This window comes from Urbifossiella limnaea, assembly GCF_007747215.1.
Classification (GTDB): domain Bacteria; phylum Planctomycetota; class Planctomycetia; order Gemmatales; family Gemmataceae; genus Urbifossiella; species Urbifossiella limnaea.
The window spans coordinates 5,153,386-5,174,477 of sequence record NZ_CP036273.1 but is presented as its reverse complement, the minus strand read 5'-3'; the positions used below and the strand labels follow the sequence as shown (position 1 = coordinate 5,174,477).

Below are 21,092 nucleotides of genomic sequence, written 5' to 3'. Positions count from 1 at the left end.
CTGGATCAGCCCACCCACACGCCGCCGGGGACGACAGCGGCGAACGGGTCGAGCACCTGGTTCACGCCCGGCTCGGAGCTGGTGCCGAACGCCGCCGCCAGCGCCAGCCCCGTGTACACCCGCACCGACGACCCCTCGCCGGTGCCGCTGCCGGTCACCAGGTCGGCCCGGCCGTCGGCGTCCACGTCGGCCACCGCCACCCGCAGCCCGCCGCGGAGGTTCCCGTCGCCGGCGATGAAGTTGTTCAGCACCAGCCCGTTCGCCAGGTTCGCCGGGTCGTCCAGGTTCACGTCGAGGTTCGACAGGCCGAACAGCTTCGCCCCGCTCACGATCCGCACCCGCGGCCCGCCGCCCGGCCCGCCGCCGACGATGATGTCGGCGACGCCGTCGCCGCTCACGTCGCCGGCCGTCAGGAACGCCCCGCCGCGCTGCGTGCTCTCGAACACGAACAGGTTCGTGAGCGGGTTCACGGTGGGTTTGCCGCCGGCGGCGCCGGGGAAGCCGGCGCCGCTCCACACCGTCACCCGCGGGCCGCCGCCGTTCCCCGCGGCCACGAGCAGGTCGGGCGTGCCGTCGCCGTTCACGTCGGCGATGGCCGGCCGGCCGCCGAGCTTCGTGCCGTCGTTCTCGCCGCTGGCCCCTTGCAGGTCGGCCAGCCCGTTGAACGCCGCCACGAGCGAGAAGTCGGCGCCGCTGTACACCCGCACCGGCAGCTCGCGGTTGATCGGCCCGGTGAAGGCGTCGGCCGCGTCCGGCATCACGGCGATGTCGGCCTTGCCGTCGCCGGTCAGGTCGCCGACCGCGACGAACAGCCCGCCGGCGTAGCCGGGGAACGGTTCGATCTGCGTCACCGCGGCGCCGTCGCTGCCGCGGACCACCTGGAATACCCCCGCACCGGGGCCGGTGGCGGCGACGATGTCGGGAACGCCGTCGTCGTCCACGTCGCCCTGCGCGACGTGGATTTCGCCGAGGAAGCCGGGGAAGAACGCCACCGTCTGCGGCGACACGAGCTGCCCGCCGGACGAGGCGAACCGCAGCCCGCTGCCCCCGCCCGGCCCGGTCACGACCAGCGCCGTCGGCAGCGCCGCGCTGATGGTGGTGCTGTCGGTCGCGGTGTTGTCGGCCGTGTTGCCGTCAACCAGCCCGGCCGGCACGGTCGCGGTCGCGGTGTTCGTGAACGACCCGGCCACGTCGGTGCGGAGCCTCGCGGTCACGGAGTACGTCACGCTCCCGCCGGCCTCCAGGTTCACCAACTCGGCGATGTCGCCGCTGCCGCTCGCCGCCCCGGACGAGCGGTTGCCGGTGTACGCCGCCGTCCACGTGACGCCCGTGAGTTCCGGCGGGAACAGGTCGCTCACGCCGATGCCGCCGATGCCGACGGGCGAGGTGTTCGTCACCACGACGGTGATCGTCACCGTGGAACCCACGACGGAGATCGTGCGGCCGTCGGTGGCGGTGACGGTGAGGAAGTTGAACGGTTCCGGCGGCGGCTCGATCTGGGAGAAGAAGATGCTCGACGGGGTCGGGATCGTGTACGTGGTGCTCCCCGTCACCCCGCCGGCCGGGTCCGCGACGGGCGTGACGAACGGGTCGGTGGGCCCGGTCGTCGGCCCGAGGTTCAGCGTGTCGGTGCCGCCGCCGCCGAACACGCTCACGGGCACCGTGGACGGGGTGACTTCGAACGTGTCGGTGCCGGCCAGCCCGAACAGCTGCACCGACTGGAGGTTGGCGACCGTCGAAAGGTCGCTGACGGTGAACGTGTCAGCCCCGCCGACGCCGGCCACCCGCATCGTCTCGACGGTGCCGATGTCGAGGCTGAACGGGCCGGCCGATGTGCGGTCGAAGTCGACGCGGGAGCCGTTCGCGGCGACGGTGAATACGTCGGCCACGGTCAGGTTCCCGTTCACGGCCACGGTGTCATTCCCCGCCTGCCCGTCCATCACGTCGGAGCCGTCGCCGTTGCTCCAGATGAGCGTGTCGTCGTTCGCCCCGCCGAGGAACGTGTCCGCCCCCGGCCCGCCGAGGAGGACGTCGTTCCCGCCCAGGCCGTTCAGCACGTTTGCCGCGGTGGTCCCGATCAGGCTGTCGCCGGCCGCCCCGCCGGTCGCGTTCTCGACGCCCGTCACCGAAGTGATGCCGGTCGCGGTGCCCGACGGGAGGGCGACGTTCCCGGTCGAGAACACCTGCCCGCGGATGGCGCCGTTCGGGAACGCCGCGGTGTGGACGTTCAGGTACGTCTGCCCGCCGAGGAACGCGGCCTCGTTCGCGGCCCCGCCGAGGAGGAAGGCGTCCACGTCCAGGCCGTTGAGGGCGAGCGTGAACCCGGTGCCGTTCGGGAGGAGGGTGCCGAGCGCGAGCAGGTCGAGCACGATCGGTCCGTTCGCCCCGAGTCCGCCGCGGTGCAGGTGGATGCCGGTCACGGCCGCCGGGGCGAGCCCGCCGACGGTCAGGTTCAGGTCGAACGTCCGGGTGAGGGCGTTGTAGTTCGAGACAGTCCCGGTCCCGGCCGCGGCGATGCCGTTGGACGGCACCTCCTGCCCGCCGTCCAGTGCGGCGGTGAGGCCGGCCACGCCGAGGCCGAGGTTCACGGCGACCGGCGTGGTGTACGCGGTGTAGTCGAGGGTGTCGGTGCCCGCCCCGCCGTCGAGCGTGCCCCCGGACAAGGTCGCACCGGCGGCGAAGGCGACGACATCGCCCCCGTCGCCGGCGGTCACGTTCGTCTGGTTGATGGTCGCGGTGACGTTGATGACGTCGGCGGCGCCGCCGGTCGTCAGGTTGACCACGGAAATGTCGATCGGCGTGAAGATGACCGGCGCGCCGGCGAGGCTGGAGGTCACCTGCCCGGCCGTGAGGGTGTAAGTTGCGGCCCCGTCGGCCGAGGAATCGATGTTGACGGTCGTGAGCGACGGGGTGTTGTTGACGGTCACGGTCGAGGACAGTTCGGACATCGCTCCGATGTTGACGGTATCGAGCCCGTTGGCCGAGTTCAGGGTCACCTCTTGCGAGTTGCCGAACGTGCCGGTCACGTTGACCGTGTCCGACCCGGTCCCGGTGGTCAAGAAGAACCCGCCAGAGTGAAACGCATTCAGGGACACGTTGTACCCCGGCCCGGCGAACGCGACCCCAACCCGGTTGTAGGTGTACGTCGCCGCCGTGGTGCGGGTGCTGTCATCGACGGTGATCGAGTCCCCCGCGTCGCCCCCCAGGTTGTCGATGCCCACGGTCGCGTCCACATCCCCGCTGCCAGTCGCGCCGTCGGACCCGCGGACGATCCGGAGGGCGTCGTCGCCGTCCCCGAGGTCGCTGATGATGAGCGAGCTCGCGGCTGTGGCCGCGAGCGTCTGTACGCCGGCCAGGGTGCTGTCGAAGTCGAGGTTGCTGACGAACCCGGCGTCGCCGGCGGTCACCCGGTTGTGGGCCAGGAACGGACCGCCGGCCGTTGCAGTATCGACCGTGACGACAAGCGTGTCACTCACCGCGTCGCCGGTGATTGTCGCCGTCGCCCCGGCCAGCGCCATCGCGATGGCCGGGGTGACGCGGTCTTCGAGCGATTCGACGCGGCCGGACAGGGGGCGCGGCACGGGGCGGGGCATGGGTGGGCTCCGGAGTGAACCGCCGAGCCTACTCGCCTTCGGCCGCCGCCGCAACGATCGGCATCCCGAATGGGCGTGCGAACTGGCGCAAGCTGTGTCGGTCGTCCGGGATGGCCCGGTCCGCACTCCGACTCGGCCCGGTGCGGCGGCCCCTCGCCGAACGCGGCCGCGGAGATCGGCCCGAGCACGGGCGTCCTGACCGCCCTGCCGGCGGGGAGGGAGAACGGCACGTCCGACAGCGGGTCGCCGAAGTCGTGCATCGCATCCGACATCCCCCTGCGGCGCGGCACCGTTACAATTCACCTCTCCCCGCCCGCCAGGAGCCGCTCGATGGCCGCGAAGTTCCAGCTCGTCAGCGACTACCCGCCGGCCGGCGACCAACCGAAGGCCATCGAGCAACTCGTCGCCGGGTTCGAGCGCGGCAAGAGCTTCCAGGTTCTCCTCGGGGCCACCGGCACCGGCAAGACGTTCACCGCCAGCAACGTCATCGCCCGGCTCGGCAAGCCGACGCTCGTGCTCGCCCACAACAAGACGCTGGCGGCGCAGCTGTACAAGGAGTTCAAGGGCTTCTTCCCGCACAACGCGGTGCAGTACTTCGTCAGCTACTACGACTACTACCAGCCCGAGGCGTACATCCCGCAGCGCGACATCTACATCGAAAAAGACAGCTCCATCAACGAGAACATCGACCGCCTCCGCCTCGCCGCCACGTCCGCGCTCGTGAGCCGGGAAGACGTGATCATCGTGGCGTCGGTGTCGTGCATCTACGGCCTCGGCTCGCCGTCCGACTACAAGCGGATGATGGTGTACGTCCAGAAGGGCGAGGTCATCGACCGCGACAACCTGCTGCTGCGGCTCGTGGACATCCAGTACCAGCGGAACGACGTGGCCTTCGAGCGCGGCAAGGTCCGCGTCCGAGGCGACACCATCGACATCTGGCCGGCCTCCGAGGAAGTCGCGTACCGGATGGAGCTGTTCGGCGACGAGGTGGACGCGCTCTCGGTCATCCACCCCGTCAGCGGCGAGACGATCAAGCCGCTGGAGGAGCTGTACGTCTACCCGGCGAAGCACTTCGTGACGCCCGAGGAGCGCGTGAAGGAGGCGATCACCGGCATCGAGGCCGAACTGACGGCCCGGCTGGAGCAGTTCAAGACCGAGGGCAAGCTGCTGGAGTACGAGCGGCTGAAGGCCCGCTGCCGGTACGACCTGGACATGCTCCGCGAGGTGGGCTACTGCTCGGGCATCGAGAACTACGCCCGCTGGTTCAGCGGCCGCAACCCCGGCGACCCGCCGTACACGCTCATCGACTTCTTCCCCGAAGACTTCCTCGTCGTGGTAGACGAGAGCCACGTCAGCCTGCCGCAGGTCCGCGGCATGTTCCACGGCGACTTTGCCCGCAAGACGACGCTCGTCGAACACGGCTTCCGCCTGCCGAGCGCGCTGGACAACCGGCCGCTCAAGTTCCCCGAGTTCGAGGGGCGGCTGAAGCAGTGCCTGTGCCTGTCGGCGACGCCCGCCGCGTACGAGTTGGAGCGCGTCGGCGGCGAGGTGGTCGAGCAGGTGATCCGGCCGACGGGGCTGGTCGACCCGGTGATTCACGTCAAGCCGGCGCGCGGGCAGGTGCCGGACCTGAAGAGCGAAATTCAGGCCCGCGCCGCGAAGGGCGAGCGGACGCTGGTGACGACGCTGACGAAGCGGATGGCCGAGGACCTGACGACGTTCTTCCGCGACGCCGGGATGCGCTGCGCCTGGCTGCACAGCGAACTCGACGCCATCGAGCGGATCCAGGTACTCCGCGAGCTCCGCGAGGGCACGTTCGACGTGCTCGTCGGCGTGAACCTGTTGCGCGAGGGGCTCGACCTGCCCGAGGTGTCGCTGGTGGCGATTCTCGACGCCGACAAGGAGGGCTTCCTGCGGTCGGAAACGTCGCTGATCCAGACGATCGGCCGGGCCGCCCGCAACGTGAACGCCGAGGTGATCCTGTACGCCGACAACGTGACTGACAGCATGGCGCGGGCGATGGGCGAGACGAACCGCCGGCGCGACGTGCAGCTGGCGTACAACGCCGCGCACGGCATCACCCCGCGGTCGGTGGTGACGGCGATCCGCAACTCGATCGAGGACGAGATCGAGGCGCACAAGATGGCGACGGAGGCGGCGACGGGCGCGACCGCTGCGGCGGAAGCGGACTACGTGACGATCGAGTACGTGCAGTCGCTGTACGCCGAGATGCTGGAGGCGGCGAAGGGGCTGGACTTCGAGCGGGCCCAGAAGCTGCGCGACCAGGTGGTGAAGCTCGAATCGGAGCTGAAGAAGAAGTACGGCGACGGCGCCCCGCCGAGCGTGCTGGGCGGGAAGGTGATCGCCCCGCGCCTGCCGGAGAAGAAAAAGCGTGGCAAAGGTCGCCGCGGCGGAGCTGATCCGACACTGCGACCAACGAACCTACCCGGCCCTCGCCGAAAGCCTGAGGGGGCCTGATGGCCTGTTATTCGCTTCGGTATTGCTCGTCAGCCCTCTAAGCCGTGACGGCCCGGAGCGGTGATGGGGAATTCCTGAGAAGTTTCGGATAAGAATTGTTTTTCGTCTGTGCCGAAGTTAAGGTAGGCGATTAGGCGGCCCGCTCTTCCCCCCGCCCGACCGCGCTTTCCGGACCTCCCGCCCTTTCGTGACCGAGGAGGATGATGTGACGCCCCGCTCGTGTCTCGCAGCCGCGGCCCTCGCCACCGGCCTGTTCGCAGCACCCGCCACCGCCGCCGAAAATACCATCCCCCGCCCGGGTTACGGCTTCAGCTCCCTTCGCCCGATGGCCGCCGACGTGGCCCGTGCGAAGGCCGAGGCCGTCCTGAAGGCCGCCGGCCGCCACGACGCCGCCCGCGTCCAGGCCGTGTGGGACAAGAAGGACCTGACGCTCCTCGACAAGGTCGCCGAGACGGTCGCCATCGGCAGCCCCGAAGCCGAAGCCGTCATCGCCGACAGCCGCCGCGCCGAGGCCGCCTCGACCGTGCCGGCCCTGTTGAAGGACTCGAAGTTGGACCCGTTCGCCCGTGCCAACCTGGCGCTGGTGTTCGCGCGGGCCAACGCCAACAAGCGGGCCTACGAGGAGGCGCTCGACGCCCTCGCCGGCGTCACGCCCGAGCAGGTCGTGGACCCGGCCGGGTTCTTCTTCTTCAAGGCCGTGGCCGAGCACGCCACCATGAAGCGCGACGCCGCGCTGGCCAGCATCGTGCGGCTCCGCGACGACGTGACCGACAGCCCGGACCGGTACAACCGCGTCGGCCTGATGATGATCGCCGACATGATCGCCTGGAACCCGGACCCGAAGGACTTCACCAACATCAGCCGGCTGATGGACAACAGCGGCCGCCGCCTCGACCTGTCCCGCCCCGGCGACAAGACTCAGGACATCCAGAAGCGGATCGTGTTCCGCCTGGACGAGTTGATCAAGGAGGCCGAGAGCAAGAGCAAGGGCGGCCAGTGCAACGGCGGGAACTGCCCCAACGGCGGCAAGCCCGGCGACAAGCTGGCCGGCGGCTCGACCAACCCGACCCAGCCGGCCCCGGACAGCGGGATCATGGGCGGGGCGGGCGCGGGCAAGGTGGACGACCGCAAGTTGCGTGAGGCCGCCGAGCAGTGGGGCACCTTGCCGCCGGACCGCCGCGACGCGCTGGTGCAGGAGCTCACCCGCGACCTCCCGGCCCGGTACAAGCCGATGATCGACGAGTACTTCCGCTCGCTCAACCGGCTGCACGGGTTCGCCCCGCGGCAGTAAGGGTTCCCCGGTGATAGCAACCACCTGAAAGCCCGGGGACGGCCGTCCCCGGGCTTTCTGCGTAAGACGGGTTCAGGAGCACAGCATGTTCACCCGCCCCCTCGTTGCGGTCGCCCTGCTTGCCGTCGTGGTCGCGGCCCGCGCCGACGACATTACCCTCGTCGGCGGTAAGAAGCTGACAGGGAAGCTCGTCGCCGTCGATGCCGAAGGCGTGACGTTCAACGCCGGCGGCACCGAGGTAAAGGTGCCTGCCAAGGACGTGCTCCTCATCGACTTGGGGAACAAGATCGGTGTCCCCGTCAAGGACCAGAAGTACCACGAGGTCGAGCTCACCGACGGCTCCGTGCTGCGGGTCGGCAAGTTCGCGGTGAAGGGGAAGAGCCTCGACGTCGAGCTCCTGGCGGGGCCGGCTGGCGTGACGGCGCCGGCGTTAGAACTGCCGCTGTCGAGCGTCTTCTCCGTCTGCCGCAACGCCGACGACGCCAAGCACCGCGACAACTGGCAGGCCATGCTCCGCACCCGCGGCAAGCGCGACCTCTACGTCATGCGGACGGCCGAGGGGCTGAACTTCGTGCAGGGCACGATCCACGAAGGGAACGCCGACGGCACCGAACTTACGTTCGAGAAGGAGGGCGGGGCGAAGGAGCAGTTGCGGCTGTCGCGCGCGACCGGCGGGCTGGTGTTCAACCAGCCGTCCGACGGGCGGCCGCCGGCGACGCTGTGCAAGCTCAAGGACGTGTTCGGCAACTCGCTCGTGGCCCGGGAGATCGGCGTGAGTGGTGGCGGCGTGAAGGTGAAGACCGTGAGCGGCGTGTCGGTCGCCTACCCGGCCGCGGCGGCGGTGGCGCAGCTGGACTACGCCCAGGGGAACGTGGCCTACCTGAGCGACCTGACGCCGCAAGTGGAAGCGGCGGGTGTGGCGGACGCCGACGCCAAGGCGTTCCCGCTGCTCGAAGGAAAGACGCGGCCCGGGGCCTTCCTGCGCGACCGCTTCCTCGGCGACAGCCCGACGCTCACCCTGGACGGGGCGCCGGTGCCGAAGGGGCTGGCCGTGTCGGCCGACTCGGCGCTGACCTTCCCGCTCGGCGGCGAGTACCGCGAGTTCCGCGCGACGGTGGGCTTCGCCGACGCCCGCCACGGCAACGCGGCCGAGCTGAAGCTGACGATCGAGGCCGACGGCAAGGTGATCGCCACGGACGCGTTCAAGGGGAAAGACAAGGCCCGCGCGCTGAGCGTGGACGTGAAGGGCGTCCGCCAGCTCCGAATCGCCGTGGACCGCGACTACCCCTCGGAGACGGCCGCGTACCTGATCCTCGCCGACGCGAAAGTGCAGAAGTAACGCAGGTGTTTTCGTCGGGCGATCGATCACGACCGGCGACGAACCCGAGGCGCCGACGCGCGTGGTATTCGTCCCCGTGTTGTCCGCGCCCCGCGTCGGGTCTCGACGACCCGACCTACAATGCCCGAGCCGACCCGCCCGCCCGGAACCCCACACCCATGACGCGACGCCACCTCGTCCGCATCCTCCGGGCTCTCGCCGTCGCCGCCCTGCCGGCCGGGCTCCTCGCCGCCGCCGTCGCCGTACCCGCGCCCGTCGCCGCGCAGCCGCCGGCCGCGCCGATCGCGCTCGCCCCCCTTGTGCAGACCTCCGAGCAGGACCGCATCGCCGTCATCGAGAAGGTGTCGCCGGCGGTCGTCGCCGTGAACATGCTGAACGGGAAGGGGTGCGGCTCGGGCGTCATCATCGACCCCGAGGGCTACGCCCTCACCAACCACCACGTGATTTCCGCCCCGGGCATGGCCCCGGGCGTCATGCGGTGCGGGCTCGCCGACGGCGTCTTCTACGACGCCGTGCTCGTCGGCTACGACTTCCTCGGCGACGTGGCGCTCATCAAGCTGCTGCCGAAGGAGCCGGGCAAGCCGTTCCCGTTCGTACAACTTGGCAACAGCGACGAGGTGCGGCTCGGGGAGTATGCCTTCGCGGCCGGCAACCCGTTCTCGGTCGCGCTCGACTTCACGCCGACGGTCACGTTCGGCATCGTCAGCGGCACGAACCGGTACGAGCCGCTCGGCAGCCGGCCGGGCGGGCAGGAGTACACCGACTGCATCCAGGTGGACGTGCCGATCAACCCCGGCAACTCGGGCGGGCCGCTGTTCAACATGCGCGGCCAGCTCATCGGCATCAACGGCCGCATCTCGCTGGAGAAGCGCGGCCGGGTGAACGTCGGCGTGGGGTACGCCATCTCCATCAACCAGATCAAGAACTTCCTCGTTCACCTGTACGCCGGCATCGCCACCGACCACGCCACGCTCGGCGCGCTGGTACTGACGGAGAACGAGGACGCCGACCTGGCCCGCATGGTGGTCCGCCAGATTCTCGACGACGCCGACGCCTACCGCCGCGGCCTCCGCGCCGGCGACCAGTTGACGAACTTCGCCGGCCGGAACATGTCGAGCACGAACCACTACAAGAACATTCTCGGTACCTTCCCCGCCGGCTGGCGCGTGCCCATCACCTACCGCCGGGAGAACGAGAGCCGCGAGATTCTCGTGCGGCTCCAGACCGCGACGCCCGCCGAGAAGTCGGAGCGGCCCGCCGACCCGAAGCAGCCGCGGCCGATGCCCGTCGGCGGGCCGGCCCCGAAGGTCGAAACGCCGGCGTCCAAGTTGTACAAGCCGGGCGGGAAGGGGCTGGCGAACGCCTACTTCAACGACCTGGCCCGCGACAAGCTCCTGGCCGCCGCGAAGAAGCACGGGGACTTCGCCGCCGCGCAGGGGAGTTGGGTCGCGGACGGCACCTACGAGGCCGACCAGCGGAAGGGCGACATGCGGCTCGAAATCGCCCCCGGCGGCGGCGACGACGCCCGGGTGACGCTGAAGCTGAACATCGAGCACAAGCTGCAACCGCTGAAGCAGACCGACCTGCGCGAGCAGGCCGAGCCGATCGGCAGCGGCGGGTTGATGATGGCGCTCTACCACTACCGCCGCTTCCTGACGGCCGGGCCGAAGGGCTTCGAGGGCGAGTTCCTCCACGGCGGCGGCGAGCCGTTCTACCCGCCGCCGGCCGACGGCGCGACGCCGAAGAGCCTCGCGGCGCTGCGCGTGGACGCGGACGTGATGCGGACCCGGCACGGCCCGGTGACGTGCAAGTGGTACCACAGCCGGGCCGACGCCAGGCTGATGGGCTTTGAGGCGTACCTGTCGAAGGACGCCGACCCCTGCGAGGTGTACCTCTCCGACTACCGCGACGCCGGGGCCGGCCGGCAGTTGCCGCACCGCGTCGAGTGCCGCTTCGCGGACAAGCGGTACGCCGTGCTCACGGTCACGCGGTGGGCATTGCAGTGAAGGGGTGAGGGGGAGAAGGGGTGAAGGGGTGACAAGCGTGGGGTACTTTCTCACCCCTTCACCCCCTCACCCCTCCGCGCGATTCGACCACCTGAACTGGACCCGAACAGTGAAGCGAATCACTGCACTCTTCGCCGCCGCCCTCGTCGGCATCACTCCCGCCGTGCGGGCGCAGCCGCTCGTGCAGGTGGCCGAGACGGTGAACGGCAAGCTCGTCAAAATCTTCGGGGCCGGCGGGTTCACCCGGCTGAACAACTTCGGCACCGGCGTGCTCGTCTCGCCCGACGGCCACATCCTCACCGTGGCCAACTCCCTCATCGACACCCCCAACCTCGTCGTCCACCTGTACGACGGCCGCCGCCTCAAGGCGGAGGTGATGGTGATCGAGCCCGAACTCGATGCCGCGCTGCTGCGGGTGGTCGTGGAGGGGAAGAAGGCCGGCGAGCCGACCGGCCTCGACCTCGCGTTCTACGACATCGCGGCCGAGGCCAAGCGCCCCATCGCCGCGCCCGGCGACACGGCCGTCGGCTTCACGAACCAGTTCGAGATCGCCCTCCGCGACGAGCCGCTGACGGCCCAGAAGGGCGTCATCGGCGCGTACACGAAGCTCAGCGGCAAGCTCGGCTCGTTCGACTTCCCGTACAAGGGCGACGTGTACGTCACCGACGCCATCACGAACAACCCCGGCTCGGCCGGCGGGGCGCTGGTCAACCGCAAGGGCGAACTGCTCGGCGTGATCGGCCGCGAGCTGAAGAACAACGTGACGAACACGTGGATGAACTACGCCGTCCCGGTCGGCGCGAAGGTCGACGTGACCGTGAAGGAGAAGGACAAGGACGCGACGGTGACGGTCAGCCTGCCGGAGTTCGTGGCGAAGGGGATGAAGGGCGAGTACCGCCCCACGAAGCGCGAGCGGCCGACGGCCGGTGAGGGCGGGTGGGCCGGCATCGTGTTCGTGCCGAACGTGCTGGCGCGGACGCCGGCGTACGTGGAGGCCGTGCTGCCGGGGTCCCCAGCGGAAAAGGCAAAGCTGCAACCCGACGACCTGGTGAGCTTCGTGGACGGCGAGCCGGTGGCGAGCATCGCCGCGTTCGACGACTACCTCCGCACCAAGACGCGGCCGGGGAGCACGATCCGGCTGGAGGTGCGCCGCGGCGGCACGCTGCAACCCGTGGAGCTGACGCTGACGGCGCCGCCGGCGCGGGCGGCGGTGGCGGCGCCACCGAAGAAGTGACCACCCCCCCCGGCGCGACGTTTCCGACGAACGCAGGACACCCCATGACCCGCCGCCGCCTCGCCCTGCTCGCCGCGATCGCTGTCGTGCTGCCCGCCGCGGCGCAGGACGCCGACGAGGCCGCCGAGAAGGCCGTCCGCACCGCCGCCGGCCGCGCCGCCCCGTCGGTCGTGATGATCCACACCGCCGGCGGCCTCGACGCCGTCGCCGGCGGGAAGGACCCGAAGGGTAAGACCATCTTCATCGGCCGCGGCACCGGCGCAACCACCGGCGTCGTGGTCGGGGCCGACGGGTACGTCGTCACCAGTTCGTTCAACTTCGCCAACAAGCCCACCGACATCTTCGTCACCGTGCCCGGCAAGGAGCGCGAGGTGGCTACGGTCGTCGGCACCGACTTCAGCCGGATGCTGACGCTGCTCAAGATCAAGTCGACCGGCCTGCCCGTGCCCGCGGCGGTGCCGAAGGCCGAGGTGAAGATCGGCCAGACTGCCCTCGCCCTCGGCCGCGCCCTCGACCCGACGCCGACCAGCGCCCCGTCGGTGAGTGTCGGCGTGGTGAGCGCCAAGAACCGCCTGTACGGCCGGGCCATCCAGTCGGACGCGAAGTTTTCGCCGGCCAACTACGGCGGCCCGCTCGTGGCGCTCGACGGTCGCGTGCTCGGCGTCATCGTGCCGGCGTCGCCGCAGGGCGAGGGCGAGACGGCCGGGTTCGAGTGGTACGACTCCGGCATCGGCTTCGTCATCCCGTTCGAGGACGTGCTCGCGAAGCTGCCGGCGCTGAAGGAGAAGAAGGAACTCCGCCGCGGGCTCCTCGGGTTTAACCCCGACCCGAAGACCGGCACCTACGCCGAGCCGCCGGTGGTCGCGGCGGTGCAGCCGGACTCGGCCGCGGCCCGCGCCGGGCTCCAGGTCGGCGACACCATCGTGAAGGCCGACGGGCGGCCGGTGCCGCACTTCTCGGCCCTCCAGCACCTGCTCGGGCCGAAGTACGAGGGCGACGCCGTCAAGCTGACCGTGAAGCGCGGCGACAAGGAGATCGAGTTGCCGCCCGCGACGCTGCTCGGCAGCTCGCCCGCGTACGTGAACGCCTTCCTCGGTATCCTGCCGATCCGCAGCGCCACCGTGGCCGGCGTCGGCGTTCGCTACGTGTACCCGAACAGCGCCGCGGCCGCCGCCGGCATGAAGGCCGGCGACCGCATCCTGTTCGCCTCCCGCGACAAGGCGCAGGTGCCGGTCAAGGACCGCGCCAGCCTCGCCACCTTCCTCAGCCAGATGGCCCCCGGCACCGAGGTCGGCATCGACGTGATCCGTAAGGAGGGGAGCAAGACGGTGACGCTGAAGGCCAAGCTCACGCCGGTCCCGGACTTCATCCCCGAGAAGGTGCCACTGGTCGGGGCCGCGCCGGCGGCCCGCGCGAACGAGGCCTTCGTCGCCGCGTTCCAGGACGACCCGTTCGCCCCGAAGAAGAAGGACGCGAAGAAGGCCGACACCGGGCTGCTGGAGCGGACCGACGCGGTGACCGGCCGGAAGCACTGGGTGTACGTGCCGGACAACTACGACCCCGCGGTGCCGCACGGCCTGCTCGTGTGGCTCCACCCTGCCGGGGCCGGTGGCCCGCGCGACGCCGAGACCATGATCAAGAGCTTCCGCCCGTTCTGCGAGAGCTCGCGGACCATCCTCCTGGGGCCGAAGGCGGAGGCGGCCGAGGGGTGGACGCCGAGCGAGAGCGAGACGGTGCTGGCGGACGTGAACCGCGTGATGAGCGAGTACGCGATCGACAAGGCGCGCGTGGTGGCGCACGGCCTCGGCCGCGGCGGCCAGATGGCGTACTACCTCGGTTTCCAGGCACGCGACGTGTTCCGCGGCGTGGCCCCCGTCGGCGCCACGCTCGGCAACCCGCCGCGGGACAACGTGGCGACCCAGCCGCTGAGCTTCTTCGTGGCCGCCGGCGGCCGCGACCCGGAACTGAAAGAGATCGAGGCCGGCAAGGCGCAGCTGGACGAGAAGCGCTTCCCCATCAGCTACCGGCTGATGAAGGACGCCGGCAAGGAGTACCTGGACGGGCCGACGTTCGCCGAGTTCCTGGCCTGGTTGGATGCGATCGACCGGCTGTAACCGATGACGGGGTGAGGGGGTGAGCGGGTGAAGGGGTGATGAAGTTCGGTCAGCCGTCACCCCGTCACCCCTTCACCCCGTCACCCGTTCACCGTAGCTATCACCGTATGAGCCCGCCCGCCGCCCCGGCCCCGTCGTCACTGCCCGAGGTCGTCTTCCAGGGGCTCACGCGCGCCGCCGGCGTCGGCATCCTGGTTCTGGTCGCGTCGCTCGTCGCCGTCCTGCTGCACGACGCCTGGCCGGTCCTCTCGCGGGCCGGCGAGTACCGGCTGTTCACCAGCTCCGAGTGGGTGCCGAAGCCGGCCGGCGGTGGCAGCCCCGTATACGGCGTTCTCGCGTTCGTGTGGGGCACCGTCGTCACCTCCGTGCTCGCCATGGTCATCGCCGTGCCGCTGGGCGTGGCGAGCGCGGCGTACATGTCGGAGATCGCCCCGCCGTGGGTCAAGAAGGTCGGCGCCTTTCTGATCGAGTTGCTCGCCGCGATCCCGAGCGTGGTGTACGGCTTCTGGGGCTTGTTCTTCCTCGCGCCGCTGATCCAGAAGGCGTTCGACGCCGTCGGCGGCCCGAACACCGGCGGCAACGGCGTCGTCGCGGCCGGGCTCATCCTGGCCATCATGGTCCTGCCGTACATCACGGCGATCGGCTACGACGTGTGCCAGGCGGTTCCGCGTAGCCAGCGCGAGGGGAGTCTCGCGCTCGGGGCCACGCGCTGGCAGACGATCTGGAACGTGGTGCTCCCCTACGCCCGGCCCGGCATCATCGCGGCGTCGTTCCTGGCGCTCGGCCGGGCGCTCGGCGAGACGATGGCCGTGACCATGCTGATCGGCAACCAGGCGGTCATCGACGCCTCCCCGTTCGCGCTCGGCGATTCGATCGCCAGCCGCATCGCCAACCAGCTGAACGAGGCCGACACGCCCGACTTCCGCTCCGCCCTCGTGGCGCTGGGGCTGGTGCTGTTCGCGGTGACGGCGGCGTTCAACGTGACGGCCCGCCTCCTGCTGCGGCAGCTGGTGGGCGGGCCGCGGGTCAGGAGGCATGAGACGGGAGACAGGAGGCAGGAGACAGGGAACCCGAACCCGACAGCTGCCAGCTCCACGTCGGATGCGACGAGCACTGAGCCGAGCGGGAGTGCCGATTCGGTCTTGTCTCCAGTCCCCCGTACCACGCCTCCGGTCTCTCGCGCCGGGCTGTGGGACAAGGTCATGACCGGCGTGCTGGCCGCGGGGCTGGTCGCCACCATCGTGCCGCTGTTCCTCATCCTCGGGTACATCACCGTCCGCGGGGCGTCGGCCGTGGACGCCACGCTGTTCACCGAGTGGACCCGCGCCCCGCTCACCGACACGCAGTACGAGCAGTACCAGGCGTGGCAGGACAACCGGGCCGAGTACCCGAAGACCGAGACGGGCCGGAACGTCCGCCGCGGCGGCCTCGGCAACGCCATGGTCGGCAGCCTCATGATCGTCACCATCGCCACGCTGCTGGCGGTGCCGTTCGCGCTGATGGCCGCCGTGTACCTCGCCGAGGCGCGACGCAGCCGGGTGGCCGCCGCCGTACGCTTCGTCACCGAGTTGCTCGGCGGCGTGCCGTCGATCGTGATCGGCATCTTCGCGTACGCGGTGCTGGTGTACCCGTTCTGGTACCCGAGCCCGTTCGGGTTCAACGCCTGGGCCGGGGCGTTCGCGCTGGCGGTGATGATGATCCCGATCATCGTCCGGAGTGCGGAAGAGTCGATGAAGCTGGTGCCGGAGAACATCCGGCAGGCGAGCTACGCCCTGGGCGCGTCGCGGATGCAGACGACGCTGCGGGTCATCCTCCCGGCGGCGCTGCCGGCGATCGTGACGGGCGTGTTCCTGGCCGTCGGCCGCATCGCCGGCGAGACGGCGCCGCTGTTGCTGACCGCCGGCGGCAGCGACCAGTGGCCGGTCACGGTGGACGGCACCTTCCCGTTCCTGCACGCGCGGCCGGCGTCGCAGACGGCGTTCCTGCCGGGGAACATCTTCAACTACTCGCGCAGCCCCTACGCCGACTGGCGCGACCAGGCCTGGGGTGGGGCGGTCGTGCTGCTGGCGGTCGTGATGGTGCTCAACATCGGCATCCGCCTCGCGGCCGGGAAGCGGGTGGTGGCAGCGGCGCGGGCGGACTGAACCGCGGCGCGCCGGTTCGTATCGTGACTCCGTCCCTCCCCACGGAGCCGCACGATGACCCGGAAACTCTGTACCGCCGTCCTCATCCTCGCCGCCGGCGGCGTTGCTCTCGCCGTCCAGCAGGGCTGGGAGAGCGGCATCATCTGGCCGGAGCCGAAGGTGGTCGCGCCCGGCGACGCCCCCGGCGCCCCGCCGGCCGACGCCGTCGTGCTCTTCGACGGCAAGGACCTGTCGAAGTGGGTCAACGGCGACAAGTGGGAGATCAAGGACGGCTACGCCGTGGTCCGCAACGCCGACATCACCACGAAGGAGTCCTTCGGCGACTACCAGCTACACGTCGAGTTCGCCACGCCGGAGGTGGTGAAGGGGAGCGGCCAGGGGCGCGGCAACAGCGGCGTCTTCCTGTCGAACCGGTACGAGGTGCAGGTCCTCGACTCGTTCGGCAACAAGACGTACTTCGACGGCCAGTGCGCCGCCCTGTACAAGCAGATGCCGCCGATGGTGAACGCCAGCCGCGGGCCGGGCCAGTGGCAGACGTACGACATCGTCTACACGGCCCCGCGGTTCGGCGACGACAAGAAGCTGACGAAGCCGGGACATGTGACCGTCATCCACAACGGCGTGGTCGTGCAGAACCACTACGAGCTGACGGGGACGACGTGGTTCCATCAGGCGCCGGCCTACGAGCCGCACCCGCCGAAGCAGCCGATCCGGCTGCAGAACCACGGCGACCCGGTGAAGTACCGCAACATCTGGCTGCGCGAACTGACGCCGGTCGTGGGCAAGATGCCGGCGCCGAAGTCGTGACGCTCCGGAGACTCGGGGCGACCAGCCGGCCCACGCCGGCCGTTCGCCCCACTCACCCCTTCACCACGGCCTCGCCCGGCGGCACGGCCCGGTGCGGCTCGGCGGGGTTGGCCGCGTTCTCACCCGTGATCAGGCGCGCCGCCCGGTTGCGGGTGAAGTAGTTGAACGCCCACTGCCACAGCACCAGGACGCGGTTCTCGAAGCGGGCCAGGTAGAGGATGTGGATGAACAGCCACGCCAGCCACGCCAGCACGCCCGTCAGCCGCAGGCCGTTCGTCTCGGCCACCGCCTTCGCCATGCCGATCGTCGCCATGCTCCCCTTGTCCCAGTACTTGAACGGCCGCGGCGGCGACGTGTCGCCCTTCAGCCGGGCCGCGATCACGCCGCCCACGTAGTCGCCCTGCTGCATCGCCACCGGGGCCACGCCCGGCAGCGGCTTCCCGTCCGCGCCCGTCTGCACGGCCAGGTCGCCGAGCACGAACACGTCCGACCGGCTGCCGACGGTGCAGTCGGGGTTCACCGTCACGCGGCCGGGGCGGTCCGTCGGCACGCCGCCCACGGCGTCGGCGAGGAGCTTGCCGAGGCCGCTCGCCTTCACCCCCGCGGCCCAGATGACGGTCTCGGTGGGGATGGCGGCGGCGACCGCGTCCGGGCGGTCGGCCTTGACCTCGACCTGGTCGGCCTGCACGCCGACGACGTGGCAGTCGAGCCGGACCTCGATGCCGAGCTTGTGCAGGGCGTTGAGCGCGTACGCGGACAGCTTCTCGTGGAACGCCCCGAGCACGCGCGTCTGGCCCTCCACGAGGATGATGCGGGAGTCACGAGGGTTGATGGCGCGGAAGTCGTTGCGGAGCGTCTGGCGGGCCAGCTCGCTGATCGCGCCGGCCATCTCGACGCCGGTCGGCCCGCCGCCGACGACGACGAACGTGAGGAGCCGCTCGCGGGCCTTCGGGTCCGGCTCGCGCTCGGCCCGCTCGAACGCACTCAGCACCCGCCGGCGGATCTCGGTGGCGTCCTCGACCGTCTTCAGCCCCGGGGCCAGGTCGGCCCAGTCGTCGTGGCCGAAGTACGTGTGCGTGGCCCCGGTGGCGAGCACGAGCGTGTCGAAGGGCACCGTCGCCCCGTCGCGGAGGGACACGGTCTTGGCCCCGAGGTCGAAGCCGGTGACCTCGCCGAGGAGGACGTTCGTGTTGCGCTGGCGGCGGAGAATGGAGCGAAGCGGGGCGGCGATGTTGGCCGGGGAGAGGGCGCCGGTGGCGACCTGGTACAGGAGCGGCTGGAACAGGTGGAAGTTGCGCCGGTCGATGAGGGTGACGCGGCACGGCGCCTTGGCCAGGCCGCGGGCGGCGTTCAGGCCGGCGAACCCGCCGCCGACGATCACCACCCGGTGCTGCGCGCCGCCTGCCATGTCCGTCGCCCTCCGTCGGTCAGCGGTATGCTACGAACCGCGTGCCGCGGGGCGTGTCATTCCCGCGGCCACGCAGAGGAGCAGGACCACCGGCGCGACCCAGAAGAACCCCGGCAGCGAGCCCGCCCACGCCAGCGACACGGTGGTGACACCGAGCTGCCCGAGGGTGAACAGCGCCAGCGCCACGAGCCGCGATCCGGCCGCGAGGCGGGCCGCGACCGCGACGACCGGCACGAGTAGCACGGCCAAGTCGAACACCCAGCCGCCGTAAGGCGTCGCCAGAACCGACGCCCACACCGCCCACGGCAGCGCCGCCGGCCAGTCCCAGCGCTCGCCCCGCTTCCACCGCCATGCCGCGATGACCACGCACGCCGCGGCACATGGCATGAACTGCACCCAGAAGCGCTCCGGGGCGACGAGGACGCGCAGCCAGTACGACGCGACCGGCAGCACCCACTCCGTCAGCGGAACCGCTCCGGGCGGCGGGTAAGCCGTGGCCCGGGCGAACTGCTCAACAACGTCCGGGTTCAGCAGCAGCACGCCGCCGAGGGCTGCCGCCAGAGTGCCGACACCGGACGCGAGCGCGGTTCGCCCGGGGCGGCTCATCGCGTCCAGGACGAGCAGCACGCCGAACACCGCGAGCAAGTGCGGCTTCAGCGCCGTGAGCGCGGCGCACGCCCCGGCGCGCCCCGGCTTCCCCGCCACGCGGAAGTGAACGAAGCCGGCCAACCCCAGGAGCAACAGCCCGGCGTTCTGGCCATACAGCACGTTCCACACGACGGGAGCAAAGGTGAGGCCGAGCACCTGGGGCACCCACCGCAACCGAGCCGGGCCGCGGTACACTCGCCAGAGCCAATCGCAGCTCAGCATGACCGCGGCGAGCTGGAGGCCGATCCACACGAGCGTCGCCCAGCGAACCGGCAGCAGCCCCACGGGTACGTACACGGCCAGCGACCACGGGGGGTTCCACATCATCACCGCGGCGTCGCGGCCCGGCTCGGCGCGGCGCTGCTCGGCGAGAAGCACGTCGGGGTCGTAGGGGTTGCCGCCGCGGGCCACGACGGCGCCGGCGGACCAGAATTCGAGGAAGTCGCGAGGGTTGAGAAACGCCGGGCTGTTCACCACCCGGTCGGCCGCGACCCCGGCGACGAGCAACCCCACGACCGCAACCAGCGCCGACCGCAGACGCGGCGCCATCACACCACCGGGGGCTTGCCGAGGCTGCGGCGGATGATCGACAGTTGTCCGGTGTGCATGGCGATGTGGAGCGCCCCGAACAGAACGCCTTCGCCGAACGTGGTTGCGAACCCGGGCCGCGTCGCGGGTTCGGTCAGCTTCGCGGCGGGGATCGTTGGCACGGCGTCGATGACCTTCGCGAGGCAGGTGTCGAACAGCGCGAGCAGCGCGGCGGGGTCGACGAGGGAGGACTGGTCGCCGGCGGGTTTGCCGGTCTGGGTGAAGGATTCGAGCAGGCCCGGCGGCAGTGGCGCGAGGTCGGGGGCGCCGAGGCGGTCGGCGGTGCGCCAAAGCGTGACGGCGAGGTGGCCGACGACCCACGCCGCGGAGTTCGCCCCCGGCACGGGTTGGTGCGCGAACTCGGCCGGCGTCAGGTCGTGCGTCATGCGGTGGACGAGCTGCCCGCCCATGCGGTAGCCCGCGGTAATCGCCTCGTGGGCTGTTTGGCTCATCGTTCGTCCTCCGGTACGAAATGTGTTCTATCAACCTGGCTCTGGTGTCGGAAGCCGGGAGCCGGCGGGCAGTCGTATAACGGACGCGGGGGTGACGATGAGCGACGCCGCGGCCACGCCGGTCTTCGAACTACCGCGGATGCCGCGCCGCGCGGCGGACGGCCACAAGGGCACGTACGGCCAGGTGCTCGCCGTCGCCGGCAGCCGCGGCATGGCCGGGGCCGCGGTCCTCGTCGGCCGCGGGGCGCTGCGGGCCGGGGCCGGTCTCGTCCGCGTCGCGTGCCCGGCCGAGGTTCAGCCCACCGTCGCCGCCGGCCACCCGTGCTACATGACGGTGCCACTCCGCCAGCACGTCGACGGTACTCTCGGCGCGGGCGTCGCGGCAGAGTTGATCGAGCTCGGCCGCGCCGCCAACGCAATTGCGATCGGCCCCGGGCTCGGCCAGGCCGACGACGCCGCGGCACTGGTGAAGGCCGTGCTCCGCGAGCTACCGCGGACGCCGACGGTCGTGGACGCCGACGGGCTGAACGCCCTCGCCCCGCTCGGCGACGACTTCCGCGACCGGCCGATGCCGCTCGTGCTCACGCCGCACCCCGGCGAGTTCGCGCGGCTGGCCGGCGTCGCCACCCACGACGCCGTGGCGCGCCGCGCGGAACTGGCCGTCGGCTTCGCGTGGAAGACCGGCGCCGTCGTGCTGGTGAAGGGCCCGGGCACGGTCGTGACCGACGGCCGGCGCGTGTACCGGAACACGACCGGCAACCCCGGCATGGCCACCGGCGGCAGCGGCGACGTGCTCACCGGCGTGGTCGCCGCACTGCTGGCTCGTGGGCTGTCGCCGTTCGACGCGGCCGTGCTCGGCGCCTGGGTCCACGGCCGGGCCGGCGACATTGCCGCGGCCGCGATCGGCCAGACCGGCTTGACCGCCGCCGACCTCCCCGACTACCTCTCCGCCGCGTTCCGCGAACTGGAAGCCCGCTGGTAATGCCCCGA

The 21,092-nt window shown here is 70.9% G+C and carries 13 protein-coding genes; 9 read left to right on the top strand and 4 right to left on the bottom strand.

Annotated features, from left to right (window positions below):
* Nucleotides 1-5: 5 nt before the first annotated feature.
* Complete coding sequence (locus ETAA1_RS21070) at nt 6-3,593, bottom strand: beta strand repeat-containing protein (RefSeq protein WP_145241970.1); 3,588 nt, start codon at nt 3,591-3,593, stop codon at nt 6-8.
* A gap of 330 nt (nt 3,594-3,923) precedes the next feature.
* Here ETAA1_RS21070 and uvrB point away from each other — a divergent pair, with 330 nt between their 5' ends.
* From uvrB to ETAA1_RS21030, 8 genes are all read left to right on the top strand, one after another.
* On the top strand, nt 3,924-6,071 hold the full coding sequence (uvrB, locus tag ETAA1_RS21065; protein WP_145241968.1) for an excinuclease ABC subunit UvrB: 2,148 nt from the start codon (nt 3,924-3,926) through the stop codon (nt 6,069-6,071).
* 205 nt (nt 6,072-6,276) lie between these two features.
* Complete coding sequence (locus ETAA1_RS21060; RefSeq protein WP_145241966.1) at nt 6,277-7,362, top strand: hypothetical protein; 1,086 nt, start codon at nt 6,277-6,279, stop codon at nt 7,360-7,362.
* A gap of 85 nt (nt 7,363-7,447) precedes the next feature.
* Entirely contained in the window at nt 7,448-8,701 is a 1,254-nt protein-coding gene (locus tag ETAA1_RS21055) for an NPCBM/NEW2 domain-containing protein (protein ID WP_145241964.1), read from the top strand.
* Nucleotides 8,702-8,859: 158 nt separating this feature from the next.
* Nucleotides 8,860-10,707, top strand: coding sequence for a S1C family serine protease (locus ETAA1_RS21050; protein ID WP_145241962.1), 1,848 nt, complete (start codon nt 8,860-8,862; stop codon nt 10,705-10,707).
* Nucleotides 10,708-10,816: 109 nt separating this feature from the next.
* Nucleotides 10,817-11,941, top strand: coding sequence for a S1C family serine protease (locus ETAA1_RS21045; RefSeq protein WP_202920307.1), 1,125 nt, complete (start codon nt 10,817-10,819; stop codon nt 11,939-11,941).
* A 44-nt stretch (nt 11,942-11,985) separates the two neighbouring features.
* The gene (locus ETAA1_RS21040; protein WP_145241958.1) at nt 11,986-14,055 is read left to right on the top strand and encodes a PDZ domain-containing protein; all 2,070 of its coding nucleotides are present in this window, start codon (nt 11,986-11,988) and stop codon (nt 14,053-14,055) included.
* Nucleotides 14,056-14,162: 107 nt separating this feature from the next.
* Nucleotides 14,163-16,199: a phosphate ABC transporter permease subunit PstC gene (gene pstC, locus ETAA1_RS21035; protein WP_145241956.1), complete on the top strand. Its 2,037-nt coding sequence runs from the start codon at nt 14,163-14,165 to the stop codon at nt 16,197-16,199.
* A gap of 54 nt (nt 16,200-16,253) precedes the next feature.
* Nucleotides 16,254-17,006 (top strand): 3-keto-disaccharide hydrolase, encoded by a 753-nt coding sequence (locus ETAA1_RS21030; RefSeq protein WP_145241954.1) that lies wholly within the window; start codon nt 16,254-16,256, stop codon nt 17,004-17,006.
* Between the two features lie 52 nt (nt 17,007-17,058).
* On the opposite strand, the gene ETAA1_RS21025 is transcribed toward ETAA1_RS21030, so the two are convergent.
* Genes ETAA1_RS21025 through ETAA1_RS21015 form a run of 3 tightly spaced genes read right to left on the bottom strand, consistent with a single transcriptional unit; the run spans nt 17,059 to nt 20,102 of the window.
* The gene (locus ETAA1_RS21025; protein ID WP_145241952.1) at nt 17,059-18,414 is read right to left on the bottom strand and encodes an NAD(P)/FAD-dependent oxidoreductase; all 1,356 of its coding nucleotides are present in this window, start codon (nt 18,412-18,414) and stop codon (nt 17,059-17,061) included.
* A gap of 30 nt (nt 18,415-18,444) precedes the next feature.
* Nucleotides 18,445-19,611 (bottom strand): glycosyltransferase family 87 protein, encoded by a 1,167-nt coding sequence (locus ETAA1_RS21020; RefSeq protein ID WP_145241950.1) that lies wholly within the window; start codon nt 19,609-19,611, stop codon nt 18,445-18,447.
* A complete protein-coding gene (locus tag ETAA1_RS21015; protein WP_145241948.1) occupies nt 19,611-20,102 on the bottom strand; it encodes a DinB family protein in 492 nt (163 codons plus the stop codon). The genes ETAA1_RS21020 and ETAA1_RS21015 overlap by 1 nt, the downstream gene beginning before the upstream one ends.
* A 97-nt stretch (nt 20,103-20,199) precedes the next feature.
* On the opposite strand from ETAA1_RS21015, the gene ETAA1_RS21010 reads away from it, so the two are divergent.
* Nucleotides 20,200-21,084 carry an NAD(P)H-hydrate dehydratase gene (locus ETAA1_RS21010; protein WP_145241946.1) on the top strand — a complete coding sequence of 295 codons (885 nt, stop codon included), beginning with the start codon at nt 20,200-20,202 and terminating at the stop codon, nt 21,082-21,084.
* Nucleotides 21,085-21,092: the final 8 nt, after the last annotated feature.